The organism is Verrucomicrobiia bacterium, from assembly GCA_035765895.1.
In the GTDB taxonomy this organism is placed as follows: domain Bacteria; phylum Verrucomicrobiota; class Verrucomicrobiia; order Limisphaerales; family DSYF01; genus DSYF01.
Window position 1 is genome coordinate 31,049 of record DASTWL010000058.1, and the last position, 26,806, is coordinate 57,854.

The 26,806-nt window shown below is 61.9% G+C and carries 31 protein-coding genes; 11 read left to right on the forward strand and 20 right to left on the reverse strand.

The window, feature by feature from the left end; all coding sequences use genetic code 11:
* Positions 1-61 precede the first annotated feature (61 nt).
* The 10 genes from VFV96_11970 to VFV96_12015 all read right to left on the reverse strand — a co-directional run bounded on the left by VFV96_11970 (position 62) and on the right by VFV96_12015 (position 6,410).
* Complete coding sequence (locus tag VFV96_11970) at positions 62-571, reverse strand: DUF2127 domain-containing protein (protein HEU5071112.1); 510 nt, start codon at positions 569-571, stop codon at positions 62-64.
* Positions 571-2,190, reverse strand: a complete 1,620-nt coding sequence (locus VFV96_11975) for a glycine--tRNA ligase (GenBank protein HEU5071113.1) — start codon at positions 2,188-2,190, stop codon at positions 571-573. Before VFV96_11975 ends, VFV96_11970 begins: the two co-directional genes overlap by 1 nt.
* Positions 2,191-2,264: 74 nt before the next feature.
* A complete protein-coding gene (locus tag VFV96_11980) occupies positions 2,265-2,474 on the reverse strand; it encodes a hypothetical protein (protein ID HEU5071114.1) in 210 nt (69 codons plus the stop codon).
* A gap of 18 nt (positions 2,475-2,492) precedes the next feature.
* Entirely contained in the window at positions 2,493-3,158 is a 666-nt protein-coding gene (locus VFV96_11985) for an H-X9-DG-CTERM domain-containing protein (protein ID HEU5071115.1), read from the reverse strand.
* Between the two features lie 6 nt (positions 3,159-3,164).
* Positions 3,165-3,689: a hypothetical protein gene (locus tag VFV96_11990; GenBank protein ID HEU5071116.1), complete on the reverse strand. Its 525-nt coding sequence runs from the start codon at positions 3,687-3,689 to the stop codon at positions 3,165-3,167.
* Positions 3,690-3,990: 301 nt separating this feature from the next.
* Positions 3,991-4,494, reverse strand: a complete 504-nt coding sequence (locus tag VFV96_11995; protein HEU5071117.1) for a hypothetical protein — start codon at positions 4,492-4,494, stop codon at positions 3,991-3,993.
* On the reverse strand, positions 4,491-4,799 hold the full coding sequence (locus tag VFV96_12000; GenBank protein ID HEU5071118.1) for a hypothetical protein: 309 nt from the start codon (positions 4,797-4,799) through the stop codon (positions 4,491-4,493). The genes VFV96_11995 and VFV96_12000 overlap by 4 nt, the downstream gene beginning before the upstream one ends.
* A 37-nt stretch (positions 4,800-4,836) precedes the next feature.
* On the reverse strand, positions 4,837-5,412 hold the full coding sequence (locus VFV96_12005) for an RNA polymerase sigma factor (protein HEU5071119.1): 576 nt from the start codon (positions 5,410-5,412) through the stop codon (positions 4,837-4,839).
* 96 nt (positions 5,413-5,508) lie between these two features.
* A complete protein-coding gene (locus VFV96_12010; protein ID HEU5071120.1) occupies positions 5,509-6,147 on the reverse strand; it encodes a periplasmic heavy metal sensor in 639 nt (212 codons plus the stop codon).
* An 83-nt stretch (positions 6,148-6,230) separates the two neighbouring features.
* Positions 6,231-6,410 carry a hypothetical protein gene (locus VFV96_12015; protein ID HEU5071121.1) on the reverse strand — a complete coding sequence of 60 codons (180 nt, stop codon included), beginning with the start codon at positions 6,408-6,410 and terminating at the stop codon, positions 6,231-6,233.
* 182 nt (positions 6,411-6,592) lie between these two features.
* On the opposite strand from VFV96_12015, the gene nadD reads away from it, so the two are divergent.
* Both nadD and rsfS read left to right on the forward strand, forming a co-directional pair.
* The gene (nadD, locus tag VFV96_12020) at positions 6,593-7,168 is read left to right on the forward strand and encodes a nicotinate (nicotinamide) nucleotide adenylyltransferase (protein ID HEU5071122.1); all 576 of its coding nucleotides are present in this window, start codon (positions 6,593-6,595) and stop codon (positions 7,166-7,168) included.
* A 35-nt stretch (positions 7,169-7,203) separates the two neighbouring features.
* Positions 7,204-7,578, forward strand: a complete 375-nt coding sequence (rsfS, locus tag VFV96_12025) for a ribosome silencing factor (protein ID HEU5071123.1) — start codon at positions 7,204-7,206, stop codon at positions 7,576-7,578.
* Between the two features lie 33 nt (positions 7,579-7,611).
* Here the strand turns inward: rsfS and VFV96_12030 are convergent, their stop codons facing one another.
* Both VFV96_12030 and VFV96_12035 read right to left on the reverse strand, forming a co-directional pair.
* Positions 7,612-7,836: an RNA-binding protein gene (locus tag VFV96_12030; GenBank protein ID HEU5071124.1), complete on the reverse strand. Its 225-nt coding sequence runs from the start codon at positions 7,834-7,836 to the stop codon at positions 7,612-7,614.
* Positions 7,837-7,970: 134 nt separating this feature from the next.
* Complete coding sequence (locus tag VFV96_12035) at positions 7,971-8,507, reverse strand: DUF4149 domain-containing protein (GenBank protein ID HEU5071125.1); 537 nt, start codon at positions 8,505-8,507, stop codon at positions 7,971-7,973.
* A gap of 111 nt (positions 8,508-8,618) precedes the next feature.
* Between VFV96_12035 and VFV96_12040 the strand changes: the two genes are divergently transcribed.
* Positions 8,619-8,864 (forward strand): zinc ribbon domain-containing protein, encoded by a 246-nt coding sequence (locus VFV96_12040; GenBank protein ID HEU5071126.1) that lies wholly within the window; start codon positions 8,619-8,621, stop codon positions 8,862-8,864.
* 71 nt (positions 8,865-8,935) lie between these two features.
* On the opposite strand, the gene VFV96_12045 is transcribed toward VFV96_12040, so the two are convergent.
* The 7 genes from VFV96_12045 to rpsU all read right to left on the reverse strand — a co-directional run bounded on the left by VFV96_12045 (position 8,936) and on the right by rpsU (position 16,661).
* Positions 8,936-10,390, reverse strand: coding sequence for a sigma-54 dependent transcriptional regulator (locus tag VFV96_12045; GenBank protein HEU5071127.1), 1,455 nt, complete (start codon positions 10,388-10,390; stop codon positions 8,936-8,938).
* 65 nt (positions 10,391-10,455) lie between these two features.
* Positions 10,456-11,820, reverse strand: coding sequence for a CCA tRNA nucleotidyltransferase (locus tag VFV96_12050; GenBank protein HEU5071128.1), 1,365 nt, complete (start codon positions 11,818-11,820; stop codon positions 10,456-10,458).
* 103 nt (positions 11,821-11,923) lie between these two features.
* On the reverse strand, positions 11,924-13,312 hold the full coding sequence (locus VFV96_12055; GenBank protein ID HEU5071129.1) for a glycosyl hydrolase family 28 protein: 1,389 nt from the start codon (positions 13,310-13,312) through the stop codon (positions 11,924-11,926).
* Positions 13,313-13,332: 20 nt separating this feature from the next.
* On the reverse strand, positions 13,333-14,421 hold the full coding sequence (locus VFV96_12060; GenBank protein HEU5071130.1) for a PKD domain-containing protein: 1,089 nt from the start codon (positions 14,419-14,421) through the stop codon (positions 13,333-13,335).
* Positions 14,422-14,553: 132 nt separating this feature from the next.
* Positions 14,554-15,321 carry a prepilin-type N-terminal cleavage/methylation domain-containing protein gene (locus VFV96_12065; GenBank protein HEU5071131.1) on the reverse strand — a complete coding sequence of 256 codons (768 nt, stop codon included), beginning with the start codon at positions 15,319-15,321 and terminating at the stop codon, positions 14,554-14,556.
* Positions 15,322-15,392: 71 nt separating this feature from the next.
* On the reverse strand, positions 15,393-16,310 hold the full coding sequence (locus VFV96_12070) for a sugar phosphate isomerase/epimerase (GenBank protein ID HEU5071132.1): 918 nt from the start codon (positions 16,308-16,310) through the stop codon (positions 15,393-15,395).
* Positions 16,311-16,466: 156 nt separating this feature from the next.
* The gene (rpsU, locus tag VFV96_12075) at positions 16,467-16,661 is read right to left on the reverse strand and encodes a 30S ribosomal protein S21 (protein HEU5071133.1); all 195 of its coding nucleotides are present in this window, start codon (positions 16,659-16,661) and stop codon (positions 16,467-16,469) included.
* A gap of 227 nt (positions 16,662-16,888) precedes the next feature.
* On the opposite strand from rpsU, the gene efp reads away from it, so the two are divergent.
* Entirely contained in the window at positions 16,889-17,449 is a 561-nt protein-coding gene (gene efp / locus VFV96_12080) for an elongation factor P (GenBank protein HEU5071134.1), read from the forward strand.
* 45 nt (positions 17,450-17,494) lie between these two features.
* On the opposite strand, the gene VFV96_12085 is transcribed toward efp, so the two are convergent.
* Positions 17,495-18,418, reverse strand: a complete 924-nt coding sequence (locus VFV96_12085) for a LysR family transcriptional regulator (protein ID HEU5071135.1) — start codon at positions 18,416-18,418, stop codon at positions 17,495-17,497.
* 115 nt (positions 18,419-18,533) lie between these two features.
* On the opposite strand from VFV96_12085, the gene VFV96_12090 reads away from it, so the two are divergent.
* From VFV96_12090 to VFV96_12120, 7 genes are all read left to right on the forward strand, one after another.
* A complete protein-coding gene (locus VFV96_12090; protein ID HEU5071136.1) occupies positions 18,534-19,643 on the forward strand; it encodes a CmpA/NrtA family ABC transporter substrate-binding protein in 1,110 nt (369 codons plus the stop codon).
* Between the two features lie 52 nt (positions 19,644-19,695).
* A complete protein-coding gene (locus tag VFV96_12095) occupies positions 19,696-20,994 on the forward strand; it encodes a CmpA/NrtA family ABC transporter substrate-binding protein (protein ID HEU5071137.1) in 1,299 nt (432 codons plus the stop codon).
* A gap of 21 nt (positions 20,995-21,015) precedes the next feature.
* Positions 21,016-22,032 carry an ABC transporter permease gene (locus VFV96_12100; protein ID HEU5071138.1) on the forward strand — a complete coding sequence of 339 codons (1,017 nt, stop codon included), beginning with the start codon at positions 21,016-21,018 and terminating at the stop codon, positions 22,030-22,032.
* A gap of 3 nt (positions 22,033-22,035) precedes the next feature.
* A complete protein-coding gene (locus VFV96_12105) occupies positions 22,036-22,944 on the forward strand; it encodes an ABC transporter ATP-binding protein (protein ID HEU5071139.1) in 909 nt (302 codons plus the stop codon).
* Entirely contained in the window at positions 22,941-23,744 is an 804-nt protein-coding gene (locus tag VFV96_12110) for an ABC transporter ATP-binding protein (protein ID HEU5071140.1), read from the forward strand. Before VFV96_12105 ends, VFV96_12110 begins: the two co-directional genes overlap by 4 nt.
* 206 nt (positions 23,745-23,950) lie before the next feature.
* Positions 23,951-25,321, forward strand: a complete 1,371-nt coding sequence (locus tag VFV96_12115; GenBank protein ID HEU5071141.1) for an alginate export family protein — start codon at positions 23,951-23,953, stop codon at positions 25,319-25,321.
* Between the two features lie 312 nt (positions 25,322-25,633).
* Positions 25,634-26,806 (forward strand): 4Fe-4S dicluster domain-containing protein (locus VFV96_12120; protein HEU5071142.1); only part of this gene is annotated, 1,173 nt, incomplete at its 3' end.

Below are 26,806 nucleotides of genomic sequence, written 5' to 3' on the forward strand. Positions count from 1 at the left end.
TGCCAAGCCCGGGCCGGCCGGTCACGCGGGAAAACCAGTCCGGCCGGTGCGCCGGCCCCGTTCACGCCCGCGGTTTCGGGTGGTGATGGCGGAACAACTTGTCGCGGCAGGCAATCAGGTAGGCCACGATCACGACGTTCCCCGCGAGCAGGCTGAACATGGCCCAGCTGAACTTGCCCAGCAGTTCGAACATTTCGAGCGGGATGAAAAAGGCCGTCTCCGCGATGGCGAACCAGACGGCCCACCACGAGCGGCGAATCAGCCCGAAGCCTTCAATCGCGAGCAGCAAGGCGTAGAGCAGGCTGCCCGATGCCAGCCAGCGCAGGTTGGTGGGGGTGATTTTGGCGAGGTTTTCGCCGACGCGCGCGAAGAAGCGGTGCTCCGGATCGATGCGCACGAAGCGCAGCACGTTGTCGAACACCTGGCCGACGTCCTTGCCGATGAGCGAGGCAAAGCCCGCCGCGAGCAGCGCCAGCAACAGCGCCTTGCCCAGCTTGACGACAATGATGGCCCAAAGCGTCGGGGCACGGCGCCGGATGAACGACGTCTCCACTTGGGCGGACGCAGGCATCAGCGCACCCGGGCCAGCAGCCAGCCGGACAGTTCGCTGATGGGCAGCCGCTCCTGCCGGCCGTCGTCGCGGTGGCGGATGGTGACGGTGTCCTTCAACTCCGGCTTCTCGCCGAGTGATTCAAAATCAATCGTCACGCAGAATGGCGTGCCGGCTTCGTCCTGCCGCGCGTAACGGCGGCCGATCGACCCCGCATCGTCATAGAACGCATTCATCTGGCCGCGCAACAACTGATAGACCTCGCGCGCCTTGGCCACCAGTTCGGGCTTGTTCTTCAGCAACGGCAGCACGGCCACCTTGGTCGGCGCCACGCGCGGATGGAACTTCATGATGATGCGCGTCTCGCTCCTGCCCTTGTCGTCGGTCTCGGTGACTTCCGTATAGGCGTTGGCGATGAGCGCGAGGATGAGGCGGTCTACGCCGGCTGACGGTTCGATGACGTGCGGAACGTATTGGCCCTTCGCGAGACCGTTCGCATCGTCGGTGGCCTGCTTCGCGGCGGCTTCCGCTTCCACGCCGGATTTTTCCAGGTAGCGTTTGCGGTTCTCGTAGTAGCGGCGCCAGAGGTCATCCTGCTTTTCCTTGGGCAGCTTGCCCCAGGCCGTGCGCAGTTCCTCGTCGAACACGCCCATCGGCTTGCCGGAGAACCGCGCGTGCTGGCTCAGGTCGAAATCACTGCGTGCCGCGATGCCTTCGAGTTCCTCGCCCTTCAACTCGCCCTTTTCGTCGCGCTTGCTGAACGGGAACTTGAACAGGATGTCCACCGTGGCCCGGGCGTAATGCGCCAGTTCCTCCGGCTTCTGCCAGTATTCGACCAGTGTGTGGCGCGGCAGGCCGATGCCTTCATAAAACCGGAGGCGTTCCTCGACCCAGTATTGATGCCAGAGCTGCCAGCCCCAGTTGGGCTGCGGTTCGCCCGGATGACCGGGGCCGCCCGGCGTGGCGACGGCGCCGCTGATCGCTTCGATTGCCTCGTCGGGCTTGATGAAGAACTCCAGCTCCATCTGCTCGAATTCGCGCGAGCGGAAGGTGTAATTGCGCGGCGTCACCTCGTTGCGGAACGCCTTGCCGATTTGCGCGATGCCGAACGGCACCTTCTGGCGCGACGTTTCCAGCACGTTCTTGAACTGCGCGAAAATTGCCTGGGCGGTTTCGGGGCGCAGGTAGGCAATGGCCGAATCATCCTGCACCGGGCCCACGTAGGTCTGGAACATCAGGTTGAAGGCGCGCGGCGCGGTCTTCTCGCCGTGGCAGTCCTTCACGCACTTGCTGGGCTTTTGCGGGCAGGGGATTTCGTCAATCTGGTCCGCGCGGAAACGGCCCTTGCAGGTTTTGCAATCAATCATCGGATCGCTGAACGTCGCCACGTGGCCGGAGGCCTTCCAGATGTCTGGCGACATGATGATGGTGGCTTCGAGGCCGGCAACGTCGTCGCGCTGGCGGATCATGGTATTCCACCAGAGCTCCTTGACGTTGCGCTTGAGTTCGGCGCCGAGCGGACCGTAATCCCAGAAGCCGTTGATGCCACCGTAGATTTCCGACGACTGGAAAATGAAGCCACGACGTTTGCACAAGGAGACGATTTTCTCCATCAACACATTTTCTTTCGGCTCGGCCATAGGGTGCGCAGTGTTCTGAATGGGCGGAAACAAGTCAAGGAAGGGGGAACTGCGAGGCGGATTGCCCGCACCGTTCAAAGCTCGTCCTCGCGCTCGGCGTAGAACAACTGCCAGGCCCGGTCGTAATCCGCCTCGGGCACGAACACGTGCGTCTCGCGGCTGAGATCGCCGTCGTCCGGCTGGCTGGGATCGGCAAATTCTTGCGTGGCGGCGATGCCATGCTTTTCCAGCATCACGACCAGCAACTCGGCCTTGATGACGGGCCCGGTGAAGAAACGCTTCATGCCCGCAAGATGACGCAACTACTCCGGCATGGCGAGGCGGAGGATGGCGTTGGTGTGTGCTTCCAGGTTCAGTCTCAGTGCGTTGGTCACGACCTCCTGGAGTTTGGCCGAGTTCATTTGCTGCACGCTGCCATCGGCCAAAGCCATATTGCCGCCGCCTTGGTGGCCCTGGCCAGCCCACGTGGGGACGTCGTTGGATCGGATGGTCAGAATCTTTTGGACCGTCGGGTGGCCCGTTGTAAGGAAACGGTCGCCCGCGAGCGGAAATTCCGGCAGAACCTCTTCGGCCTCCAAGGCGATGAAATAGCTGATATTGGTGTTCGCGAGCGTGCTGAAATTGGCTGCGGGCCGGCGTGAATCAGCCGGACAGGCGAGAATGAACGGCGTGCCCAGTTCATTCGACAGGACTTGAAATGTGCGCCACACCTCGTTGGCGAACTCAAGCGTTCCTTGCCGGTTCGTGGAGCGCGCCATCGGGAATTTATCGTCGCTGTCAGGGCTCCAAATTCGGAATGACAGGCCGATTTGCTTCAAATACGAGACGCAGTGAATGCGCTGCGCCCTTTGCCGTGCGTGGATGAGGCCGGGAATCAGGACTAAAGCGAGCAGGATGATGGTGCCGACCAGAACGATCAGTTCAATGACGGTGAAGGCCGGGCGATTGGCTTTTGAACTAAATCGCATGGCCAGTCAGGGAATCGCTAGACGGAACGCCGTGTTCGTGGTGGCGGCGTAGTAGGCGGCGAGTGCGTTGGTGGCGGAACGATTTAGCCCGGCATTGTTCAATTGTTGCACGCTGCCATCAGCAAAGCAGAGGTTTCCTTGGTTGGTGTGAATCTGAGCCGTCCAATTCAACTTCAGATTGGTTCGCAACATCAGCACCCCTCGGGCAGACCGCAAGCCGTTGGTCGAAATGTTGCGATCTCCGGAAAGCCACATGTCGGGCAATATTTCATCCGCCTCCGGCACGACGAAGTAACTCACGTTGGCATCGCGCAAGGCGGCAAAGTTGGTGGCGCTTGTGCGACCTGAATCGTTCGGACAAACGAGGTCTCTCGGGGTGCCCAGTTCATTCGACATGACCGCGAAATGCGGAAAGACAACGCCAGATCGAACGCATTCCATCGTGCCACCATTATTGGTGGAAACCTGCATTGGATATTTGTCGCCGTTGTCGCCGCTCCACAAGCGGAAGGAGAGCCCAATTTGTTTCATTTGAAGGACGCAGTTTACTTGGCTCGACGTGGTGTGCGCCCGGGCGAAATAGCTGAGGCCCACCATTGCTACGATCACCGCTGCGATAAGCATCACCAACAGATCAAGAGCACTTGTGTCGCCGCGTTCTGAAGAATGGCTCCTCGTTTGCATGGTCCCGCCAATTGTGAATTTTACCCGACTGACATCTGGAACACTGTCATTCTAGCCGGAAACCAAGCGGATGGCGAGCGAGGGGTTTTGAAGAGCGCCGACCAAACAAGGCCGCAGCGCTCTTGCGTTCAGGTATCGAGTTCCGACTTCAGCGCGCTTCCGGCGGAGTGGCGGAAGGAACGTTGGTTTCGGGCGCGTTCGGCGTCGGCCGCAGTCGTTCGCGGGGCGGCTGCTCGCCGGCGCGGCCGGCCTGCCGCGCCGTGCGCTTCATCAAGTCCTCGAACTTGCGCCGTTGTTCGGGCGAGAGTTCGGCGCGGATTTTTTCCCGCACGGATTGGAGTTCCTTGCGCATGTCCGGCGCGACGCTTTCCCAGATCTTGCGGCTGCGTTCCTGGCCGTCACGGAGGATTTTCTCGATGCGTTCGCGCTGTTCGGTGCTGAGGTCCAGTTCCCGGTTGGCGCGGACGAGAAATTCAAGGCGCTGCAATTGCGCGGGCGTGACGTTGGCGGCGGGCGCGTTGGTGTTGCCGCTGAACAGGCGCGGCGGGCGAATCTTGACCGGCGTGGCAACGTGCCGGACCAGCAGGCCGCCGGTGATCACGCCGGCGCCGAAGATCACCATCGTGGCGAGAATGACTTTCCAGGAATTCACCAGGCGGAATTGCCGTCCTGGGTGACGGCGACGAGCAGGGTGTTTTCGAGCTGTTGCGAGAGGTCGGTCGAATTCGTGCTGCCGGCGGGATTGAAGGCGGCCCACGCGCACAACAGCAGGGCGATGGCGACGCACGGCGCGGCCGCCCGCCACAGCGCCTGCGACCACGCGGCCCACTGGTCCACCCGGCGCAGGTTGCCGAGCTGCGCCATGATGCGCTGTTCAAAGGCGTAAGGCACCGCGTCGGACGGCGGATGGGCCCGCGCGGCGGAGATGAGTTTGCGTTCGAGTTGGGTTGCCTTCATACGCACAAAAATTCAGACGCCTCCGTGGGAGGCCCGGTTACAAATACTTGTCCCGGGCGATTCTGGCCAGAATCTTTCGCATTTCGGCCCGGGCCCGGAACGCGCGCACCTTGACCAGCGGCACGGACCAGCCGGTGAGCCGGGCGATTTCCTTGACCGGCCGGTCTTCAATTTCCAGCAGCGTGATGATGGTGCGCGCGGCGGGCGAAAGTTGCTCCAGCACGCGCTCGATCAACTGCCTGGCTGCTGCGGCGTTTTCCGGGGCGCCGGCGGGATCCGTCACAAAGCGGTCCAGCCAGTCCGCCTCGGGTTCCGTCAGGTCGGTGAAATTCGATTCGCGGTTGCGCTGGTGGGCGCGGAGAAAGTCGTAACACGTCCGCACCGCGAGCCGCATCAGCCAGTGCTCGAAGGGCGCATCACCGCGAAAGGTGCCCAGCTTCTGGTAGGCCTTCAGCCAGATTTCCTGGACGATGTCCTGCACCTCGTCCTCGCGCCGGGCGTAACGGCGCGCGGTGGCGAACAGGCGCGGGGAATATTTCTGGACCAGCGTCTCGAAGCCGGCTGGGCTGCCTTGCAGCACAGCCGCAATGATTTCCGCATCGGTCAGGTCCATGCCGCGGGCACTATGCCAAAAACCCGGAATCCGCCAAAGGGCAAAGCCACTGCCGGAGCAGTGGCTTGCCGCACAACGTCAGGTGGGATGGCAACCTCACGGCTTGGCCGGGGGAGGCAGATCGTTTTCGTCCCGCAAACCGGCGGGCGGGCGCGGCGCAGGTGTTTTGGCCGGGCTTTGCGGTCCGCGAATCAGGTGGCGGGGTGCCGCCGGGCTTTTGAGTTGCTCAATTTGCTCGGCGCTGAGCGGCGGTTGGAGTTTGGACACGGCCCGGGCGCGAATCAGGTTCAACTGCACCTCGATTTGGGCGGCCGCTTCAAGTTTCTGCCGCACCACGGTTTCGTCGTAATTCGTGCCGAGGGTTGCCGTGAAGGCGTCCTGCCGGGCGGTGCGCAGTTGTTCCTCCAAAGCGTGAATGCCCTCACGGCTGTCCGCCAGCAGCTTGCGCATTGACTCGCGCTGTTCCGGAGTGAGCACGGCAAACACCCGCTCGATTCCGTCGCCCGGACCGGGGCGGTTGACTTGTCCGATTTGAGGGCGAACCGGATTGGGAAACTGTTGGCTGCGCAGTTCACTGAGCTTGGCCTTGCGCTCTTCGGGCGTCATGTTGCGCAGTTGCTCGCGCAATTCCTCCCAGTTGGGCTTGTCCGGTTGGGGCGCGGCATCTTGAGCCGGCAAAACGCCGGGCCAGCCCATGCCGATCAGGAGACTGCACAGCAGCACTTTGGTTTTCATCACCATCACAAACAGCGTTGTTGAGTTAAAGTTGCACCAAAAGAGACGTTCTGACCGGGGCGGGGGTTACGAACCGGCGCGCTTCAGCGCGTGATTTGGAGGGTTTTCTCGAACGCGGCGGAAAACTCCTTGATCTGGGCGGTGATTTTGGCGGGCTGCTCGATCAACCGGCCAAGCATCTTGTCCGTCAGGTCAGGCTTCAGCCGGGCGAGTTCGGCCGCCGCCATCATCAAGGCGAGGTTATTGTTAATGTCGTGTCGCATTTTGGACAGTTTTTCGTTCAACTCCCCGACTTGTGCGGGCGTTAACATCACCGGTTGTTCAGGCAAACCCATCAGCGCACGATTCGGGAAACTTCCGGCAAAAGCAAGTCACAAGCTGGCACCCGCAGCGCGAGGTGCGCCTTTTGCGTGGCAGAGGCACGGGACTCCGCTAAAATCGGAACATGCAACGCATTGGCGTCTATGGCGGGTCGTTTGATCCGGTGCATCGCGGGCATCTGCTCGTCGCGCAGGCGGCGTTCGAGGAACTGGCGCTCGACCGCTTGTTCTTCGTGCCCGCGGCACAGTCGCCATTCAAGCAGGCGTCGCGTCCGGCTTCGGGGCCGCTGCGCGCCCGGATGCTGCGCCTCGCGCTGGCAGGCCTCGCGTGGTGTGAAGTGGACGAACAGGAACTGCGCCGCGAAGGAGTTTCCTACTCGGTGGATACACTGCGCAGCTATGCGGCCCGCTTTCCGGGGGCGGAACTGTTTTACCTGATTGGCGCCGACAACGTCGCCACGCTGCCGCAGTGGCGTGAGGCTGGCGAGCTCGCGCGGCTCGCTGAATTCGTCGTCATTCCCCGGCCGGGCGAAGCGGCGGCACCGGTTCCGGCGCCGTTTCGCGGGCAGACGCTGCGGGGCTGGCCATTGGGCGTTTCGTCGTCGGAAATTCGGGCGCGCGTCCGGGCCGGTCAGACCGTGGCGCACCTGGCGCCGGCGCCGGTGGCCGAGGTCATTGCCAACAATGGGCTTTATCTCTGACGGCCCCTGCGCCAAGCTGCCCCGCAATCGAAGCAATGGATTCCAAAAAACTCGCCCTCTTGTGCCGCAAATTGGCCGACGACAAGAAAGCGGAAAACATCGTCGTCCTGGACGTGCGAAAAATCTCCTCGGTCACGGATTACTTCGTGCTCGCCTCCGGTTCCAGCGAGCCGCATCTGCGCGCCATTGTGGATGAGATCACGGACCGGTTGCGCGAGGACCACGACGTTGTGCCGAGCGGCAAGGACGGGACGATCAACACCGCGTGGGTGGTGCTCGATTACTTCGATGTCATGGTGCACATCATGCGGTCCGATATGCGCGAGCATTACAATCTCGAAGGGCTGTGGAACGATGCGCCCCGGGTCAAGCCCCGCGCCACCAAAAAGAAAACAGCGCCGGCAACCTGAGTTGCGGCGCTGGCTGAAGACGGGTCTCGGGGTTCAAGCTTCCGGTTTGGGCGGGATTTCACCGGCGGCCTTAACCATTTCCTCCACAATCCGCTTGAAGTCGTCCAGGCCAGGGGCCGGCACGATGATGTTGTCCCGCCGCCCGCCGACATCTTCGGTGATCCGCAGGAAGCGGCCGCGGGGATTTTCCTTCAAGGTGAAGATGAAGGTTTTCCGCTCAACCTGGATTTTCTCGGTCTTCAGTGTCTCCTCGTTCATGGGCGGTCGCGGCTGCCCGTAAGAACGATTCCCATAAGGCGACGGTCGTTCGTTTGAGATCATATCGCTAACCCTCGAAGACGCCTCAGTGCGCCGCTGAAGGATGCCGCAACATCGCGCACCCGGCGGGGTTGTCAACCCCGGAATTGCGGCGGGCGGACGAACCGGGCGGTTTCCGGCGGTTGACTCATCCGCAGCACGTAAACCACCAGCCCGCCCAGCACGAACACGTTTACCACCTGCGACGCGGCATGCCAGAGCTTGAAGCTCCGTTCGGCGGCCTGCCGCTGGGCGACCGGATAGTTGGTGGCATACTTGATGGCGTGCAGCCGGCGCATCTTGGGCAGCAGCCAGTAGTTGCCCAGCAGCGTGAACGCGAAAATCACCAGGAGCAAATTCAGCAGCAGCCGGCGGCCTCGGCGCGGCTGATACAACCACTCCGCGGCCAGATGCGCCAGGGCGAGCACACAGCAGACCAGTTGAAACGTGAAGAAGCGCGCCACGCCAATCTGGGCGATCGCGCCGGAGAAATAAGGAAAGTAGTCCGGACCGAGCAGCCGCCGCATCTCGCCTGAGAACGGCATGGTGCCGGCCACGAAGGTGAAGAAGATGGATCCGCCAAACCAGATGGCCGCATTCAAGAAGCCAAAAAATCTCAGAATGCCCGTCATGCGGCCACCGTAGGCGGAAAGGCAAACCGTGCCAAGCCCGGGTTATTCACGAGGCGCCGGTGCACGGTTGACATTCCCGGGCGTTCAGGCCAAGGAAGAGCTGCCCGAACCATGCCCTTTTACGAATACGAACTCTGCGAAGGGGATTGCAAAGTCTGTGGCGGCCGCTTCACGTTGATGCGCCCGGTGAGTGCGCCGCCACTAACCCAGTGCCCCGCGTGCAAGAAGCCCGTCCGCAAGGTGCTTTCCACCTTCAGTTCGCCGCAGAAGCTCAAACCACTTTCCATCACCGACGCCAAAAAAGCTGGCTTTACCGTGCTCAAGAAATCGAGCAAGGGCGAATACGAAAAGCAGTGAGGGCAGGGCGTGTCAGCGGCCAAAATCTTTTCCCCCGGCCCGGGCACCAGTTGCAAACCATCAGGGGCGCATCACTGAATGTTCAGTTCGCGCGTGATGCCGAATTTCTCGATGCGTTTGCGCAGCGTGGCGCGGGTGATCCCCAGCAGCTTGGCGGCCTGCACCTGATTGTTGTTCGTCTCGCGCAACGCCTCCATCACCAGCACGCGCTCCACGGCCGGAATCACCTTCAGCTTTGGATCCTTGCGGGCCAGCTTGAACATCTGCATTGCCAGCGGGCCAAGGTCGCCCAGCGCCGCGGGCGCCGGGCCGCCGGCCGTTGCCGCGCTCACGATCGTGGGCGCCGCCGCCGGGCCGGCGATTTCAGGCGGCAGATCGGAGAGCAGAATGGCGTCGCCTTTGGCCACCACGAGCGCGCGACGGACAACGTTCTCCAGCTCGCGCACGTTGCCGGGCCAGTGGTATTTTTCAAGCGCGCGCAGCACGCCGGCGGAAAGCGACTTGGGTTGCGTTTGCTGCTCACGCGCCAGCTTGCGCAGAAAATAATCCACGAGCAGCCGGATGTCCTCCTTGCGCTCACGCAGCGGCGGCATCGGAATGCGCACGACGTTGAGCCGGTAAAACAAATCCTCCCGGAACTGGCGCGCGGCCACGGCCTGTTCCAGCGGCTTGTTGGTCGCGGCGATGACGCGCACGTCCACCTTGAGGGGCGTGTTGCCGCCCACGCGCTCGAAGGTGCCGCTTTGCAGCACGCGCAGGATTTTGGTCTGTGTGGCGGGTGTCATGTCGCCGATTTCATCGAGGAAGATGGTGCCGCCGTTGCATTGCTCGAATTTGCCGATGCGCTGGCCGGTGGCGCCGGTGAATGCGCCGCGTTCGTGACCGAACAGCTCGCTCTCGAGCAGTTGCTCGGGAATGGCCGCGCAGTTGATGGCGAGGAACGGCTGCTGGCTGCGGCCGCTGTGGCTGTAGATCGCCCGGGCCACAAGTTCCTTGCCCGTGCCGCTCTCGCCGGTGATGAGCGCGGTGGCGTCGCTGGCGGCCAGCTGGCCGATCAGCTTGAAGACCTGTTGCATCGGCTCGGTGCGGCCGACGATGCCGAGTTCGTAATCCTCATTCTCCAGCAGCGGCGCAACGGACACCACCTGGCGCATGTCGCGCGCGGCCTTGAGCGCGTTGCCGACCAGTTCCTTCAGCTTCGGCACATCGAATGGCTTGAGCAGGTAATCGTAGGCGCCGAGCTTCATCGCCTCGATGGCAGTTTGCGTGGTGCCGTAGGCGGTCATCAGGATGACCAGGAGTTTTTTGTCGGACTCGCGGATTTTGCGCAGCGTTTCAAGGCCGGTCAGGCCGCCCATGCGCACGTCCATCAACACGAGGTCGGGCTTGAATTGGGGAATGACCCGCAATCCCTCCTCGCCACTGGAGGCGGTTTCGATCTCGAGGTCGGGAGAATCAAAAATGCGGCGGAACGAATATTGCACGTCCGCCTCGTCATCGATCAGTAGCAGCTTGCTTTTGTTCATTGGCGCCGCCCCATGAACCCACGCCCGGCGCGAAACTGCAAGCCGATTGGCGCCGCGGTGCGGCGTCACCGATCCTTGCCCAACTGCGCCCGCACCCAGTCCAGGGCCGCGTCGCGCGAGGTCAGTTCCTCGGCGAGTTGTTGGTCGCGGATTTCCGTCAGCAACGCCCCCAAGCCCGGGCCGGCGGCGACGCCGAGGGCCTTCAAGTCTTCCCCGGTAACCAGCGGCGGGAGGATTTGCGGCTGCCGCGCCAGTTCCGCGGCTTGGGCGACGAGGAAGTCGTAAATGTCCAGCCGGCCGTGGGACCCCAGGCAGTCGAGCCGGTGCAGCGCGAGTTCCAACGCGAACGTCGGCCGCAGCAGCAGTCGGCGCAGTGTCGCCTTCCGCATCTGTGGCGCGTCCTTGAACTGCATGTGAAACCGAACTGCGGTGGCCACGTCCTCGATTTGCTTTTTTGGAAAGCGCAGCCGCGTCATGATGGCGACCGCCAGGTCCGCGCCGAGCTTTTCATGACCGTAAAAATGAATGCTGCCGGTGGCGGGATCGCGTTCGGCCGTCAGCGGTTTCGCCACGTCGTGCAGCAAAACGGCCCAGGCGAGCAGCGGGTCGGCGTCGTCGGGCAGGTTTTGGAGCATCAACACCAGATGCTGGAACACCGTGCCCTCGGGATGAAAATCCGGCGACTGCTCGCACGTCGCGCACGCGGCAATCTCCGGGAGCACTTCGCCGAGCAAACCGCTTTTGTGGAGCAGCACGAGCCCGCGGGCCGCGATGGTTTGCACGGCGCCTTTGGCGCGGCCGGGCTGGAAGAGCTTCGCCAGTTCATCTCGCACGCGTTCCGGGCTGATGGCTTTGATCTTGGGGGCGAGGGCGCGCACGGCCGCGAGCGTGGCGGGCTCGATGGTGAAGTCCAGTTGGGCGGCGAAGCGCACCGCCCGCAACAGGCGAAGATGATCCTCGGCAAAGCGCTCCGCCGGGTGGCCAATGGTGCGAATGACCCGCCGTTCCAGATCCGCCTGACCGCCGACCCAGTCGCGCAATGTGGCTTGGACCGGATCGTAGAAAAGGCCGTTGATGGTGAAGTCGCGTCGGGCGGCGTCGGCCTGTGGATCGCCAAAGGTGACCTCACTGGGATGCCGTCCGTCGCGGTAATCGGATTCCGCGCGGAAGGTGGCCACTTGAAATTGGGCGCCATTTTCGACCACCACCATCACGCCGAACTTGCGGCCGACGGCGATGGTCTTGGGAAAGAGCCGTTCAATTTCATCAGGCACGGCGTTGGTGGCGATGTCGTAATCGCCCGGCTCGCGGCCGAGCAAAAAGTCCCGCACGCAGCCGCCGACCCAGAAGGCCGCGAAGCCCGCTTCCTGGAGGTGCCGCACGATGATGGTGGCGGTGTGACGCAGGATGTCTGGCGTGGTGTGGGTCATGGTCGTGCGGAATGTTTGGCACGAACCTGGTCAGTTGACACGCCGCGAATTTTCGTCCGGCCACGCCCTCAACCGGCCACTGGTTATGGCGTGCCGCAATCCGCTAATTAACACGGATTGCGGCATCGCGCTGCGGATGGGCGGCTTCACCCGTGAAGCGTGAGAGTTGCAGGTTGGCAACATTCCCGGCCTCCAGCGCGTGCGTGAAGTAATCCGGCGCGTTGCCGCCCCAGCGCACGCGGCAGTTCCGGAGCGTGATACGGGCCGCATTGTGCAAGGCAAAGCCGGGATTGCCTTGCGCCGGCACCGGCTCGTCCACCTTGGTCGGGCGATTGTCGAACAGGCCCCCGGGGTATTTCGTCCAGCGGTTCAGCTTCACCGAAACGTTGTCGAAGCGGACGTTCTCAATGTGACCGGGTTCGGTGCCATAAACGCGGATGCTGTTCTCCGCCACGCCGCGGACGTTTTCAACCCGCACCGCTTGAATCTTCCCCAGCCGGGTGTCGCCGGTGCGGGGAATGGCGGTGAAGGAAATCGCCTCGCCGCGTCCCCACCACGGATCGGAATAGTAACGCGCGGTGAATTGGATGTCGCGGAACACAATGTTGGAAACGCTGCCTTCGTCGCGGAGCTGGATGGTCAGGCCGCGGCTGCTCGTGCGGATTTTGCAGCGTTCAAAGACAATGTTGCGGATGTCGCTGGTGGTTTCGGTGCCGATTTTGAGGCCGGAATCCTGCGTCTCGATCACGCAATCCTGCACGTGGATGTCGGCCGAGGGGCCGTAGTCCTGCGCCTGCCGCGTGGCCTTGATGACGATGGCATCGTCACCGCTGCGGATGTCGCAGTTCTTGATGAGAACGCCGGTGCAATGGTCCGGGTCGATGCCGTCGCAGTTCGGCACGTCGAGGTGGTTGCGAATCGTGATGCCGTCCACAAGCACGCGGTGACAGCCAAGCAGGTGCAGGCCCCATTCCGGGGCGTCGCCGAAGGTGAGGTCGCGCACGATGAGGTTCGTGCAGCCGGTGAGGACGAACATCTTGGGCCGCCAGTCCTTGAACAGCCACCATTCGCCCTGCGCGTCATAACGGGTCATGAACGACAGGGCCCGGCCCAGGAATTTTCCCCGGCCGCTGAGGGTGAGGTTTTCCGCGTTGCGCGCCGTGAGCACGCCATCGCCTGCGTAGTCGGCGCGGTTGGTGCTGATGACCAGTTCCGCGCCGGCCTGCAGGTGAAAATCGATGTTGGCGCGCAGCACGAGCGTGCTGATGAGGAACGTGTGGCCCTTCGGAATGAGCACGCGCGCACCGTTGCCTGTCGTGGCGGCCGCATCGATGGTTTGCTGAATCGCTGCGGTGTCGAGCGTCACGCCATCGCCCTTCGCGCCGTAATCCAGCACGTTGAAAATTTTTTGCTCCGCAGCCGGACAACGCAAGGCCAGCGTCAGACTGAGAGCGACGAGGGCCGGCAGGGAAATGATGAAGGGGAGTTTCATGGTGGGTGGAGGGTTGAAATTTATTTCACGGCGACGTCCCACACCCTGGCCATGCGGGACTTTCCGGCCGGGCCTTCAATCCACAGCACCACGACATATTTGCCGCCGGCCTTGTAAGTGTGGAGCGGGTTTTGTTCGGTGGACGTTTCACCGTCGCCGAAGTTCCACCGCCACGAGGTGATTTTGCCCGCGGACAGATCCTTGAACGCGACGAGACGGCGGTCCATGTCCACGACCTGGAAGGACCACTGGGCAGCGATGGGCTTGCGGAAGGGCGGCTCCAACGGCATGAGCCGGAAGGCGCACAGTTCGCTGGCGTTGCCATACATCGTGTGTTTGCGCGAGAGATTCCAGAAGCCGTTGTTCTGCCCGCCGGAATGGACGTCGTCGTAATCAATCACGGCCCAGCACAGGCCGATGAGCTTGTTCTCCTTGAGCACGGATTCCACGGCGCGTTGCGGCCCCTCGGCGCCGGCGTAATCGAACGGGGTGATCCAGAATTCGAGGACGAGGTGGCCGCGTTCGCCCGGCTGAAAATGGTAGTCGCACGCCGCGTTGGCGTAGGGCAGTTCCTTGATCCACTGCGCCGGTCCCCAGGCCATGCACCAGTCCTTGCCCGCCGCGGGCGTGAAGATGTGGTAGTTCTGCGCGTGGGCGCCGTGGAACGTGAAGTAAGCCTCGTTGGTCCCGATGAGGCTCAACGCCGGATCCCATTTCTCAATGAACGGCCCGCCGGACAGGTCGCCGTCCACGGCTACTTCAAACGTGTCGTTGTGCAGGTCGGGCTGGGAAAAATCCCAGTAGTTGTCGTCGGCTTCGTAAAGAAAGTAGAGCCGGTTCAACCCCTTCACCCAGCCGACGCGCACGCGAACGTTGAGGGTGTTGGTGTCCGGCGCGGCAAAACGGCCCGTGTCATCCACCAGCTGGTCGGTGCCGATGACGTAATGTTCGGGCACGATGTCCCAATCGTTGGTTTTGCCATCGATGGTCGGGATCTTGTCCGCCGGGAACTGAAAGATGGGGAAAATGGTGTTGGTGCGTTCGAGCGCCTGCGCCGATCCGGCCACGAGCAGCACCGCGGCAAGGCAAAAGGGGAGGGCGTGTTTCATGGGACAAAAATGAACGCGCCAACTCTGGCAGAGTTGGCGGTTCAAGTCAGTCAGGAATCGTGGTGCTGCCCCGGCCGGCTTCGCGCGGGGCGCAGGAGCGACCGGTCCGGCCCGCACCGGCCTTGGCGGGAATTACCACCAGAAGACCGGCACTCCCCCTTGAGTGCGGGGAAACGTCAGCTTGAAATTTCGCCATTCGACATGGCTGTCGAGCATCGCCAAGTTGCCGCCGGCGGGAATGCTCTGGTTCAAGTGCGGTGAATTGTGCTTCTCCGACCAGCCGCCCGGGATCTGGGTGTATTGATACCGGTCGCGGAGGGCGGGGTTGTTCTGGCCGGGCAGGGACAATGTGGCATCGGCCAGCATGACGCGGTCCGACGTGGCCGGGGCGGGCATCGTGACGCCCGTGGTGGGATCCTTGATGGCTTGCGTCAGAATCTTCACGTTCTCGTTGGTTTTGATGAGGCTGGGCGCGCCGGGAAACGTCGTGGCGTAACCGATGACGCGGAAGCCGAGGTTTTGGAAGCCGGCGACCCCGCCCCACAACTCGTCGTTGTCCTGCTGCTTGAAGGAGGGGCAATACATGATGTGCCGTTGGGCGCCGTTTTGCGTCATGGCATCCACGATGGACACCTGCATGTCCCAGAGCCAGCTGCCGGTGGCGAGCGGCGGCAGGTTGTTGTTGTTGTCGTTTGCGTAAATCTGGCAGGCCAGTCCGAACTGCCGCAGGTTGCTGGCACACTGGGTGCGTTTGGCCTTTTCCTTGGCCTTGCTCAGGGCTGGCAACAGCATGGCGGCGAGAATCGCGATGATGGCGATGACGACCAGGAGTTCAATCAGGGTAAAAGCGTGCCGGCGGCGCGCGACAACAATTGGGTGGTTGGGTGACGTTGGGTTCATAATTACTTAACAAACCTAGTCAATAAACCCGCGCTTCGCAATTACCCGAATGGGTGAAGTGCCAGCTGGACTTACTGGGCTTCGCCCCAGAGTGACTTCAGGTGGCGCACACCGGCCTGCACCTCGTCCACGGTGAGCCGGGGGCTCAGCTCGAAGACTTTGATGTGGTGCGGTTTAACAAATGCCTTGAGCGCGGCAAAATCCACGTTGCCGGTGCCGGGCGGGCAATGGTCACGTCCGGGCGGCTGCACGTCGTGCAGGTGCCAGCCGGCGTGGCGCGCCTGCAACGACTCAACCTGGAGCAGGTGGCTGATGAAACCGAGGTTCTCCTTGATTTGGGCGTGGCCTGTGTCGTGCCAGTAGGTCACGGCCGGGCTTTCAAACCCGGCCAGAAACCGGGGCAGATCGCTGTCGAGCGGTATTTCCTCCAAGGCTTCGCGATTTTCGATGCCGAGCCGGAGGTTGCGCTTTTCCGCTTCGGGCACGAGCTGCTTGAGGAATTCAGTGGTGCGCTCGACGAAGGGGCCTTTTTTTGCCTCGCGCTTCGCGTCCACTTCGGCGCAGAGCATCTGGTATTTGGGCGTGTCGTTTTGGCCGGCGGCCACGAGGCTCAACAACTTATCGTTGTAATCCTTCATTTCGATGCAGCCCAGGTGGAGCACGACGAGGGGGGCGTTCACGCGTTCGGCAAACTCAAGCGTCTTGAGGGTGTAACGCATGGCCAGTTCGCGCTCACGCGGGCGCTCGGCCGAGAACTTGTAGAGGTTCGGCGCGGAGCCGTTTACGCCCATGGGCAGCGGACAGAAATTGTGCAGGCTGGAAATCCTGATTTCGCCGGCGTCCACAGCTTCGAGAATGCCGGGCACGAGGCTGATGCGCGTGCCGTGGCTGAGCTCGGCGAATTCAAAGCCCAAGTCGCGGATTTCCCGCAACATGGCCCGGCCGTCCGTGTGACGGTGCGAGTTCCAACAGGTTGAAAGTGAATACATGACGTTCGGGAGCTTCGAAATACACGAACCCCGGACGCGTTGGAAGTTGAAGGTTGCGCCGGGCGTGATTTTGTCGGCGATCGGGGCGGGAGGCAAAAACCAAAAACCGGCTGCCGTTCGAAGACGGCAGCCGGTTGTGAAAGTCAACGGATGCGACTAGTCGGCGTAACGGCGGGCCAGCATGGCGGAGAAGCGCGAAACCTTCTCCTTGCGGCGACGGCGCTCGCTCGGCTTCTCGTAATGCCGGTGGGCGCGGACGGTGCGCAGCGTGCCTTCGCGATCCAGCCGCTTCTTCAGCCGGCGCAGCGCCTTTTCGATCGGTTCGCCCTTCTTGAGTTTGATCTCAGTCATTCAATGTCACATCCCTTCCAACGACCTCGTGACGCATGGTTGAATGCGCCCGCTCCGGTCAGGGTCGGACAGTGTAAGGCTGGCGCCGGGCTTGTCAACGAGGCATCCGGGCCAACCGGGCGCGACGACTGGATTCGGCGCAATTCAAAGCTTGCATTGAGCCTGACTTTTCCTAGTTTGCACGGCTCCCCAACGGGGAAAGCAAACAGATCAACAGCATCCAAGTTATGGCAGTCAACGCAAACGACCTTCGCCGCGGCATGGCGGTGGATTTCAACGGTGACATCTGCGTCGTCCTCGACGTGCAACACCGCACCCCCGGCAACCTGCGCGCTTTCGTGCAGGCCTCCCTGCGCAGCATCCGCACCGGCAAGTCTTCCGACATCCGTTTCAGCTCCTCCCAGAAGATCGAAGTGGTCCCGATGATGACCACCAAGATGGAATACAGCTACAAGGATGGTCAGGATTTTGTTTTCACCAATCCGGAAACCTACGAGACCGTGACGCTCACGCCCGAACTGGTCGGCGACGCCAGGAACTACCTCGTCGAGAATGCACCGGTCACGGTCACGTTCATCGAGGACAAGGCAGTTTCCGTTGAAGTGCCTGCCAGCGTGGTGCTCACGGTGACCGATGCGCCGGAAGGCATCCGCGGGGACTCGGCCAACAACGTGCAGAAGCCGGCGACGCTTGAAACCGGCATTTCCGTGCAGGTGCCGCTGTTCATCAAGACGGGCGAGAAAATCAAGATCGACACGCGCACCGGCAAATACATGGAGCGCGCCTGAACGGTTGCTCATCCCTTTGCAAGCCCGCCGTCCGGCGGGCTTTTTTTATTCCCGTCCGCCGGTCGTGCGCATCGGCGACGTGGCGGATTCACACAAACCGATGAACGTTTCCTCGGCGAGGTTTAGTCGCTTGCCACGCCAGTGGAGAATGCCCCAGCGGCGTTGCAGCTTGCGCCGGCCGAGGGGCAGGGCGACGAGCGAACCCTCCTCAATTTCCTTGCGCGCCACCCACGGAGCCAGAATGCAGATGCCGAGTCCCAGCTTCACCAGTTCCTTCGTGGCTTCCATGCTGCCCAGCTCGATCACGGTGTTCAGCACCATGTCTTCGCGGCGGAAATATTCCTCCGTCAGGCGGAACGTGACGCTGTTCTTGCTGTAGAGGATGTAGTTCTGGCGGGGAATCTCCGCCCGTTCCACGCGTCCCGCCCTGGCCCATGGATGCAGGGCGCCCACGAGGAAGTGCAGTTCGTCGGTGAACAACGGCTGAAAGTCCAGTTGCGGTTCGTTCTGTGGTTCCAGCGAGAGCGCGAGGTCAACCCGATGTTGCAGCAGCGCGTTGACCAGGGCGGGCGTGTCACCCGGCTCGATGGTGATGACGTGTTCGGGAAAGCTTTCCTTGAACTCCCGCAGCACCGGCGGGATGAGATGCTGGCAGGCGGTCGTGCTGGCGCCCAGACGAAGGCGTCCGCGACCCCACTTGCCGAGATGCTCGAGGGATTCGCGGGCTTGTTCCATTTCCTGCAAAATTTTTGACGCATGGTGCAGCAACTGTTCGCCTGCCTGAGTAAGGGCAACCCTTTTGCCCAGCCTGTCCAAAAGACGACAGCCAACATCGCGCTCGAGCGCCTTGATTGAGTGGCTGACGGCGGATTGGGTGAGGTGCAAATCACGCGCGGTCTGCGTGAAGCTGCCCGTGTGCGCGAGTGTGCAGAACGCGCGAATCTGTCTGCTGTCAAGCGGTGTGTTCATCCATGAACCTCGTTCATTGTTTCCATGGGAAATAACCAGAGCATTCATTGCGCCATCGGACGCCGGCTGGCACACGCATCGCTTGAGAGGCGGTCGTTGAGATTGGGAAAGCGCCATGAGCAAACCACAACAGTCAACCTTCACGCCCCTCAAAACGCGCGCTTTGCGCGTGGGCTTTGTGCCGTTGACCGACTGCGCGCCACTCGTAATGGCCGCCGAACTGGGCCTGTTTCGCAAATACGGTCTGAACGTCATGCTCAGTCGGGAGCTGGGCTGGGCCACCATTCGCGACAAGATCATTTACGGTGAACTGGATGCCGCGCATGCGGTGGCGGGCCTGCCCATGGCCGCCACGCTGGGACTCGGCTCCGTTCCTTGTGAGTGTGTGACCGGCCTGGTGCTGAACCTGCACGGCAACGGCATTACGTTGTCCAACGAACTGTGCTGCCGTGGTGTGACCGACGCCGCCACGCTGCGAACACAGATCAAGCTGCCGCGGTCCGGACGCGCGCTGACTTTCGGCATCGTTTCCGCCGTTTCCTCCCATAACTTCCTGCTGCGTGGCTGGCTGGCGGCCGCAGGGATCAATCCGGACCGAGATGTGCGGATTGTGGTGGTTCCGCCGCCGCAAATGGTAGCCAACCTCAAATCGGGCAATCTTGATGGCTTCTGTGTTGGCGAACCATGGAACTCGGTCGCGGTGCAGGCGCGCGCAGGCGTCTGCGTTGCCGTAAGTTCTCAACTGGAGCCGGGCCACCCGGAAAAAGTGCTCATGGTCCGGCGCGAGTTCGCCGAAAAACGCGAACCGGAACATTTCGCGTTGATGGCTGCATTGCTGGAAGCCTGCGCGTTTTGCGACGAGCCCGCCAATCACGAGCTGCTCGTTGAAGTGCTCGCCCGGCCGCAATACGTGGGCGCGGCGGCCGCAGCCCTGCGGTGCGGCATCATGGGAGAATTCGCCCTGGTCGGCGGGCAGCCTTGCCGTGTCGCGGACTTCAACGTCTTTCACCGGAACGATGCCAACGAACCGGGCGGGGACAAGGCGGCCTGGGTGCTCCAGCACATGCGCAGCTGCGGTCAGCATCAGGAGCCGTCCGATTTTAATTTTGCCCTCGGCCGCCGGGTTTTCCGGATTGACCTGTTTGAGCAGGCACTGCGGCTGCGCGAGGCCAATGCCGCTCCAATTCACCATGAACAACCCAACAATGAACTCTCCTTTGCGTGAAATGAAACTCCTGCGAATGCCTCGAATGGTCGTGCGTTGCGTTACCGTTTTGATGCTGTCCTGGCTGACGCCGCTGCTGCTGTCGGCGGCACCCGGTAAATTGGAAACCACTGAACTCAAATTTGGCTTCATCAAGCTGACCGACTGCGCCCCGCTGGTCATCGCCAAGGAAAAGGGTTTCTTCGATGACGAAGGCCTCGACGTGACGCTGGAAGCCCAGGCGAATTGGAAGATCCTTCTGGATCGCGTGATCTCCGGCGAACTCGACGGTGCGCACATGCTCGCCGGCCAGCCGATCGCCGCGACCATCGGCTTTGGCACCAAGGCCGATGTCATCACCGCGTTCAGCATGGATCTCAATGGCAACGGCATCACGGTCTCAAAAGATATTTGGACCCAGATGCATGAGGCGAATCCCGCGTTGAAAGGCGACCAGATTGCGCGCCCGGTCAAGGCGGACACGCTTAAGCCAATCGTCCAAAAATACAAAGCGGACGGCACGCCGCTGAAACTCGGCATGGTGTTCCCGGTCTCAACGCACAATTACTATCTGCGCTACTGGCTCGCCGCGGGCGGCATCAAGCCCGGCTACTACACGCCGACGGACATCAGCGGCACCAGCGATGGTGACGTGTTGATTTCCGTCACGCCGCCGCCGCAGATGCCGGCGACGATGGCGCAGGGCACGATCCAGGGTTATTGCGTGGGTGAACCGTGGAATCAAAAGGCCGTGTTGAGCGGCATCGGCGTTTCCGTGGTGACGGACACTGAAATCTGGAAGAACAATCCGGAAAAAGTTTTCGGCGTCACCGCCGCCTGGGCTGCGAAAAATCCCAAGACGCATCTGGCCGTGGTGAAGGCGCTCATCCGCGCCGGCAAATGGCTGGACGCCAGCCCGGAGAACCGCAAGGAAGCCTGTAAGATTCTCTCCATGCCGCAATACGTCGGCGCGGATTACAAAGTCATCGCCAACTCGATGACCGGCACCTGGGAATACATGCCCGGCGACACGCGCGACGTGCCGGATTTCAACGTCTTCTTTCGCTACAACGCCACCTATCCCTATTACAGCGATTGCATCTGGTTCCTGACGCAGATGCGCCGCTGGGGGCAGATTTCTGAATCCAAGCCGGACGCCTGGTATGCGGAAACTGCCAAGAAAGTTTACCGCCCCGACATCTATCTCGCCGCCGCCGAGGCGCTGGTGAAGGAAGGCAAACTCACAGCCGACGAAGTGCCGAAGACCGACGGCTACAAGCCGGCGACCGCCGACTTCATTGACGGCATCGAATTCGACGCGCACCAGCCGAACGCCTACATCGGCAAGTTCGCCATCGGCCTGAAAGAATAATTCCCGACGGTTTTTAACGAAATGAGCGCCTTGATCCAAACCTTTGAAAATGTCGGACTGAACTGGTTCATCCCGTTTCTCCGGCTCCTGCGCGGCGAAAGTCCGAGCGAACAATTCCGGCAGATCCTGTTGAACATCGGCGTGCCGATCCTGGCCATGCTGATCTTCCTCGGCGCGTGGAGCTGGGTGGCCGGCCACGTGAAGGTGAGTTTCGGGTCCGTGCCCGGACCGGCGGCGGTCTGGGCGCAGGCCGGCGTCATGTGGGACGCCTACCGCGCCGACCGCGCGAGCGAGGCCGATTTCTATGTGAAGCAGGCGGAGAAGAAAAAAACCTTCCTCGCCGAGAATCCCGGCGGCACGTGGAAGGAGCGCAAGTATTCCGGCGCGCCGACCTACATTGACCAGATTTTCACCAGCCTGAAAACGGTTTTCGCCGGCTTCCTGATCGCCGCGTTCGTCGCGGTGCCGCTGGGCATCATCTGCGGCTTGAGCAAGGTGTTCAACAACGCGATGAATCCATTCATCCAGTTGTTCAAGCCCGTGTCGCCGCTCGCCTGGCTGCCCATCGTGATGATCATGGTCAGCGCGCTCTACAATCCCAAGGACCCGATGTTCGAGAAATCGTTCATCAGCTCGGCGTTCACCGTGGCGCTCTGTTCGCTCTGGCCTGCGCTCATCAACACCTCGCTCGGCGTGGCGCAGATTGACAACGATTATCTCAACGTCGCCCGCGTGCTGAAACTCGGCTGGTGGAAGAAGATCACCAAGATCGTCATCCCGTCCGCGTTGCCGCTCATCTTCACCGGCCTGCGCCTCTCGCTCGGCGTCGGCTGGATGGTGCTCATCGCGGCGGAAATGCTCGCGCAAAATCCCGGCCTCGGAAAATTCGTCTGGGACATGTTCCAGAACGGCAGCAGCGACACGCTCGCGCAGATCATGGTGGCCGTGTTCACCATCGGCATCATCGGTTTCATTTTGGACCGCATCATGATGATTCTGCAGCGCGCCGTCAGTTTCGACAACGCCACCATCCGTTGAATCATGGCCTTTCTTGAATTAAAAAGTGTTTCCAAAGGCTACGGTCTTGGTGCCAAACGCGCCGAGGTGCTGCACGGGATCAACCTCAGCATCGCCGAGGGCGAATTCGTGGCCATCGTTGGCTATTCGGGCGCGGGCAAGACCACGCTGATGTCGCTCATCGCCGGGTTGCAACGCCCGGATACCGGGACGGTCACATTGCGTGAGGAGGAAGTGAAAGAGCCATCGCCGGACCGCGCCATCGTGTTCCAGAACTACTCGCTGCTCCCGTGGTTGAGCGTCTATGAAAACGTCGCGCTGGCCGTGGATGAAGTTTTCCCATCCTGGCCCAGAGAAAAACGCCAGGAACACATCTTGAAATATATTGCGATGGTCAATCTGACGCCGGCCCGCGACAAGAAGCCGCGCGAACTTTCCGGCGGCATGAGACAACGCGTTTCCGTCGCCCGCGCGCTGGCCATGAATCCCCGCATCCTCCTGCTCGATGAACCGCTCTCCGCGCTCGACGCGCTGACCCGCGCCACGTTGCAGGACGAAATCGAGCGCATCTGGGAATCGGATCGCAAGACCGTTGTGCTCATCACTAACGACGTTGACGAGGGTATTTTGCTGGCCGACCGCATCATCCCCCTGAGCGCCGGCCCGCGCGCCACGCTTGGCCCGGAAGTGAAGGTGGACATCGAACGCCCGCGCAACCGCAAGAAGCTGAACCACGATCCGCGCTTCAAGGAAATCCGCAAGGAAGTCATCAGTTATCTGCTCGGCGCCGGCGGCCATCAAAAGCCCCAGCTCACGCGCAAGCTCGTCCTGCCGGAAGTCGAACCGGAAGACTTGAACCTGCCGCGCTCAATGATGGGAGGCCGCGCCCGCCGCAAGGGCGAGGAGAAATCCGAAACCGTGGAGGTGTCATGAGCGATTACGTCGAGCTTTCCAACCTGTCGAAGATCTACCAGACGCCCAAAGGCCCGGCGATCATCGTCAAGGATTTCAACCTGCGCATCAAGAAGGGCGAATTTGTCACGCTCATCGGCCATTCCGGCTGCGGCAAGAGCACGGTGCTTTCGATGCTCGCCGGGCTGAACGACATTTCCGACGGCGGCATCATTTTGGCCGGGCGCGAACTTTCCGGTCCCGGCCCGGATCGCGGCATCGTTTTCCAGTCACCGTGTTTGCTGCCGTGGATGACGGCGTTTCAAAACGTCATGCTCGGCGTGGACCAGGTGTTTTTCACCGCCAGCCGCGCGGAACGCCGCGAAATCGCGGAATACTATCTCACCGTCGTCGGCCTCGGCGAATCCATGCACAAGCGCACGAAGGAATTGAGCCAGGGCATGCGCCAGCGCGTCGGCATCGCCCGCGCCTTTGCACTCAAGCCCAAGATGCTCCTGCTCGACGAGCCATTCGGCATGTTGGACGCGCTCACGCGCATCGAGCTGCAACAGGTGCTTCTCGAAGTCTGGGGCCGCACCCAGCTCACCGCGCTCATGGTCACGCATGACGTGGACGAGGCGATCTTTCTTTCCGACCGCGTGGTGATGATGACCAACGGTCCGGCGGCAGAGGTGGGCGAGATCATGGACGTGCCCTTTCGGCGGCCACGCGACCGGGCGGCATTGTTGGAGGACCGCGAATATTACCGGTGTCGCGAGCGCTTGATCACATTTCTGGAGGACCGGGCCCATCACCGGTCCAACTTGGGCAGGGCGGCCTGACGCAACGCCATGACTTTTCCCAAGGCAACCGGTTTGGTGAGCCGTGGCGCGACGGTGGTCGTTCGTTTGGGGCGGTGCGGAATGAGGTTGCCCAAGTGCTTTTTGGAACACGATGCTGAAGCCGGCCCGCGACGTCCCCGTCACTCGATGAAGTTTCCACCCAACATCAAACCTGTTACAATCGGAACATTCCTACCCTATCACGCATGAAAAAACATCACCTGCCTTGCAATCCTTATATCACCGGGAGCGCGTTTGTGCTGGCCGCGGCGGCGGCGGTCTTTGGCCAGGACAAACCGGCGCCGGCCACGCCGCCGGTCACCAACGCTCCGGCGCTGACGGCCACCAACACGCCGGCCGAGCCCGGTGCACTGGACAAATTCTTCAACGGCACCATTCCCGCGGCGTTCGCCAAGGGGAAATTCAACCTCAACGTCCGCGCCCGCTATGAGTTCGTGAACCAGGACGGTTACACGGATGATTCGCACGCCGCGACGATCCGCACGCGCTTCGGCTTTACCACCGCGCCCACGTATGGGTTTCAAGGCATGATCGAAGGCGAGAATGTGGCCGCGATCGGGCCGGAGGGAAATTACAACGCGGCCGGCTCGAACGGCAAAGGCTACAAGCCGCCGGTGGCGGACCCGCCCACGACGGAATTGAACCAGGCCTGGCTGAGCTACAACTACACAAATCTGTTTGCCATCAAGGCCGGCCGTCAGCAGCTCGTGCTCGACAACACGCGGTTCGTCGGCGATGTCGGCTGGCGCCAGAACATGCAGACGTTTGATGCCGTGGGCGCGACGTTCAAGCCGGTCAAGGACTTCAGCCTCTATTACGGCTATCTCTGGGAGGTGAACCGTGTCTTTGGCGACGTGGCCGGTCTGCCGGCCGGCTTCACCGACTTCAGTTCCAAGTCGCACCTGATCAACGCGTCCTACACTGCCTGCGGATACGCCAAAGTGGTTGGCTATGCCTATCTGCTCGATCTGCAAAATGCCGCGGGCCCGAACAACTCGTGCGCAACTTACGGGGGTTATGTCACCGGTGCCGCGCCGCTCAGCGACCAGTTTAAGCTCAACTATCGCGGCGAGGTGGCCTGGCAATCGGACTACGCCGACAGCACACAGAACTACGACGCGCTGTATTACGACCTCGAACTGGGCGCGACCGTGAAGCCCTTCGCGTTCGGCGCGGGATACGAAGTGCTCGGCAGCGACAACAACGTCGGCTTCAAGACGCCGCTGGCCACGCTCCACGCGTTCAACGGCTGGGCAGACGCGTTCCTCACGACGCCCAACGCCGGCCTGCGCGACCTCTACGCCTACGGCCAGGTCACGCTGCCGGCCGAGATGCCGCTGCGTGTGGCGTATCACAAGTTCGACGCGGACAGTGGCAGCGGCGACTTCGGACAGGAGGTTGACGCGGTGATCTCGAAGAAGTTCGGCAAGCACTGGAACGCCCTGCTCAAATACGCGTATTACATGGGCGAAGACGCCGCCGCAGGGAGCACCATTCCCGTCGCCGCCAACGTGGACGCCCAAAAGTTCTGGGCCCAGGTCGAATTCAACTTCTAAACGACCGGTAAAGTTCCTCCGTGTTGTTTATCAGGCGCACCGGTTCCCCGCGGGCCGGTGCGCTCTTTCGTTTGAACGAACCGCAACAGGTTGGGCAAAAAACAACACGCTGATTCGCGAGCGCTTTAGAAAAGGTGTCATTTCCGCCGAACCATGGGCCCCATCGCCTGCCACGTTTAGCCGCCCGATGGCGGGCCTTCGCCGCGGCTTGGTGCGACGCATCAATGGCATTCATGGAGTGGGCGAAAACAATTCAATCCATTCACAGTGGGTTGACCGCGTCGTGGCATCGTGGCTGCACCATGCCCGCTCGTGGATGCCAGTGCATCATGGCGATTGGAGGCCGGTGGCTCCGGCGACGGCTTGACGCTGATTGACGACCTGCTCGGTGAGCAGCGGACGTTGACAGCGGTCGAGCGGTTTGCGCGCGCCCATGACCGGCGTGAGCTGCCCGCGCTGGAAAGACACTACCGCCGCCTGTTGCCGGCCAGTGCGCCCGGGCCGGGCCAGCAATACGCCTTCGAAGTGGACCTCGACAAATGCAGCGGCTGCAAGGCGTGTGTCACCGCCTGCCATTCGCTGAACGGACTCGATGAAAGCGAGACCTGGCGTTCGGTTGGGCTGCTGGTCAATGATCCGGCGCCGCGTCCGGCAAGCCGCCTCTCCTATCAACAACACGTCACCACGGCCTGTCACCATTGCGTGGACCCCGGCTGCCTCAACGGCTGCCCGGTGCTGGCCTACGATAAGGACCCACTCACGGGCATCGTGCGGCATCTCGATGATCAATGCATCGGCTGCCAATACTGCGTCCTCAAGTGCCCCTACGAGGTCCCGCGCTACTCGAAGGAGCGCGGCATCGTCCGCAAGTGCGACCTGTGCGCCAACCGCCTGGCCGTCGGCGAGGCCCCTGCATGCGTTCAGGCCTGCCCGCACGAAGCCATCAAAATCACCGTCGTGGACCAGGCCAAGGTGCGCGGCAAATATCGTGCGTTGCCAACGCTTAATTTGGAAAAGGAGAAGCGGGGAAGGGGAGGGAAGGAAAAATCTCCCGGTGGCTTGTTCCCCTTTTCACCTCCACCTCTTTTTCCCGCTGCAAACACCTTTCTGCCCGTGACGCCCAACCCGGCGATCACATTGCCCACGACACGCTTTGTTTCGGCCAAGCCGCTGCCGGAAATCCTGTTCGCAGGCGATGACGCCTTCGTGCGACCGGCGGAGTCGCATCTGCCACTGGTTTTTCTCCTCGTGTTCTCGCAGTTCGCCGTCGGGGCGAGCGTCGCGGCGCTGGTTATGAACTCGGCTGCGTGGTTGCTGGTGGTGGCGGCGGTGACCGGCGCCTTTGCGTTGGGCGTGGGCACGCTGCATCTCGGCCAGCCCATGAAGGCCTGGCGTGCGTTCCTCGGGTGGCGGACGTCCTGGTTCAGCCGCGAAGTCATTGTCTTTGGTGTTTACGTGCTCCTGGCGGCGATGACCGCCGCCTGC

Excerpts from the sequence above, each read along its gene's own strand:
- VFV96_11970 (HEU5071112.1), bottom strand. The coding sequence starts at position 571 with ATGCCTGCGTCCGCCCAAGTGGAGACGTCGTTCATCCGGCGCCGTGCC.
- VFV96_11975 (HEU5071113.1), bottom strand. The coding sequence starts at position 2,190 with ATGGCCGAGCCGAAAGAAAATGTGTTGATGGAGAAAATCGTCTCCTTG.
- VFV96_11980 (HEU5071114.1), bottom strand. The coding sequence starts at position 2,474 with ATGAAGCGTTTCTTCACCGGGCCCGTCATCAAGGCCGAGTTGCTGGTC.
- VFV96_11985 (HEU5071115.1), bottom strand. The coding sequence starts at position 3,158 with ATGCGATTTAGTTCAAAAGCCAATCGCCCGGCCTTCACCGTCATTGAA.
- VFV96_11990 (HEU5071116.1), bottom strand. The coding sequence starts at position 3,689 with ATGAAACAAATTGGGCTCTCCTTCCGCTTGTGGAGCGGCGACAACGGC.
- VFV96_12000 (HEU5071118.1), bottom strand. The coding sequence starts at position 4,799 with ATGAAGGCAACCCAACTCGAACGCAAACTCATCTCCGCCGCGCGGGCC.
- VFV96_12005 (HEU5071119.1), bottom strand. The coding sequence starts at position 5,412 with ATGGACCTGACCGATGCGGAAATCATTGCGGCTGTGCTGCAAGGCAGC.
- VFV96_12010 (HEU5071120.1), bottom strand. The coding sequence starts at position 6,147 with ATGAAAACCAAAGTGCTGCTGTGCAGTCTCCTGATCGGCATGGGCTGG.
- VFV96_12015 (HEU5071121.1), bottom strand. The coding sequence starts at position 6,410 with ATGCGACACGACATTAACAATAACCTCGCCTTGATGATGGCGGCGGCC.
- nadD (HEU5071122.1), top strand. The coding sequence starts at position 6,593 with ATGCAACGCATTGGCGTCTATGGCGGGTCGTTTGATCCGGTGCATCGC.
- rsfS (HEU5071123.1), top strand. The coding sequence starts at position 7,204 with ATGGATTCCAAAAAACTCGCCCTCTTGTGCCGCAAATTGGCCGACGAC.
- VFV96_12030 (HEU5071124.1), bottom strand. The coding sequence starts at position 7,836 with ATGAACGAGGAGACACTGAAGACCGAGAAAATCCAGGTTGAGCGGAAA.
- VFV96_12035 (HEU5071125.1), bottom strand. The coding sequence starts at position 8,507 with ATGACGGGCATTCTGAGATTTTTTGGCTTCTTGAATGCGGCCATCTGG.
- VFV96_12040 (HEU5071126.1), top strand. The coding sequence starts at position 8,619 with ATGCCCTTTTACGAATACGAACTCTGCGAAGGGGATTGCAAAGTCTGT.
- VFV96_12045 (HEU5071127.1), bottom strand. The coding sequence starts at position 10,390 with ATGAACAAAAGCAAGCTGCTACTGATCGATGACGAGGCGGACGTGCAA.
- VFV96_12050 (HEU5071128.1), bottom strand. The coding sequence starts at position 11,820 with ATGACCCACACCACGCCAGACATCCTGCGTCACACCGCCACCATCATC.
- VFV96_12055 (HEU5071129.1), bottom strand. The coding sequence starts at position 13,312 with ATGAAACTCCCCTTCATCATTTCCCTGCCGGCCCTCGTCGCTCTCAGT.
- VFV96_12060 (HEU5071130.1), bottom strand. The coding sequence starts at position 14,421 with ATGAAACACGCCCTCCCCTTTTGCCTTGCCGCGGTGCTGCTCGTGGCC.
- VFV96_12065 (HEU5071131.1), bottom strand. The coding sequence starts at position 15,321 with ATGAACCCAACGTCACCCAACCACCCAATTGTTGTCGCGCGCCGCCGG.
- VFV96_12070 (HEU5071132.1), bottom strand. The coding sequence starts at position 16,310 with ATGTATTCACTTTCAACCTGTTGGAACTCGCACCGTCACACGGACGGC.
- rpsU (HEU5071133.1), bottom strand. The coding sequence starts at position 16,661 with ATGACTGAGATCAAACTCAAGAAGGGCGAACCGATCGAAAAGGCGCTG.
- efp (HEU5071134.1), top strand. The coding sequence starts at position 16,889 with ATGGCAGTCAACGCAAACGACCTTCGCCGCGGCATGGCGGTGGATTTC.
- VFV96_12085 (HEU5071135.1), bottom strand. The coding sequence starts at position 18,418 with ATGAACACACCGCTTGACAGCAGACAGATTCGCGCGTTCTGCACACTC.
- VFV96_12090 (HEU5071136.1), top strand. The coding sequence starts at position 18,534 with ATGAGCAAACCACAACAGTCAACCTTCACGCCCCTCAAAACGCGCGCT.
- VFV96_12095 (HEU5071137.1), top strand. The coding sequence starts at position 19,696 with ATGCTGTCCTGGCTGACGCCGCTGCTGCTGTCGGCGGCACCCGGTAAA.
- VFV96_12100 (HEU5071138.1), top strand. The coding sequence starts at position 21,016 with ATGAGCGCCTTGATCCAAACCTTTGAAAATGTCGGACTGAACTGGTTC.
- VFV96_12105 (HEU5071139.1), top strand. The coding sequence starts at position 22,036 with ATGGCCTTTCTTGAATTAAAAAGTGTTTCCAAAGGCTACGGTCTTGGT.
- VFV96_12110 (HEU5071140.1), top strand. The coding sequence starts at position 22,941 with ATGAGCGATTACGTCGAGCTTTCCAACCTGTCGAAGATCTACCAGACG.
- VFV96_12115 (HEU5071141.1), top strand. The coding sequence starts at position 23,951 with ATGAAAAAACATCACCTGCCTTGCAATCCTTATATCACCGGGAGCGCG.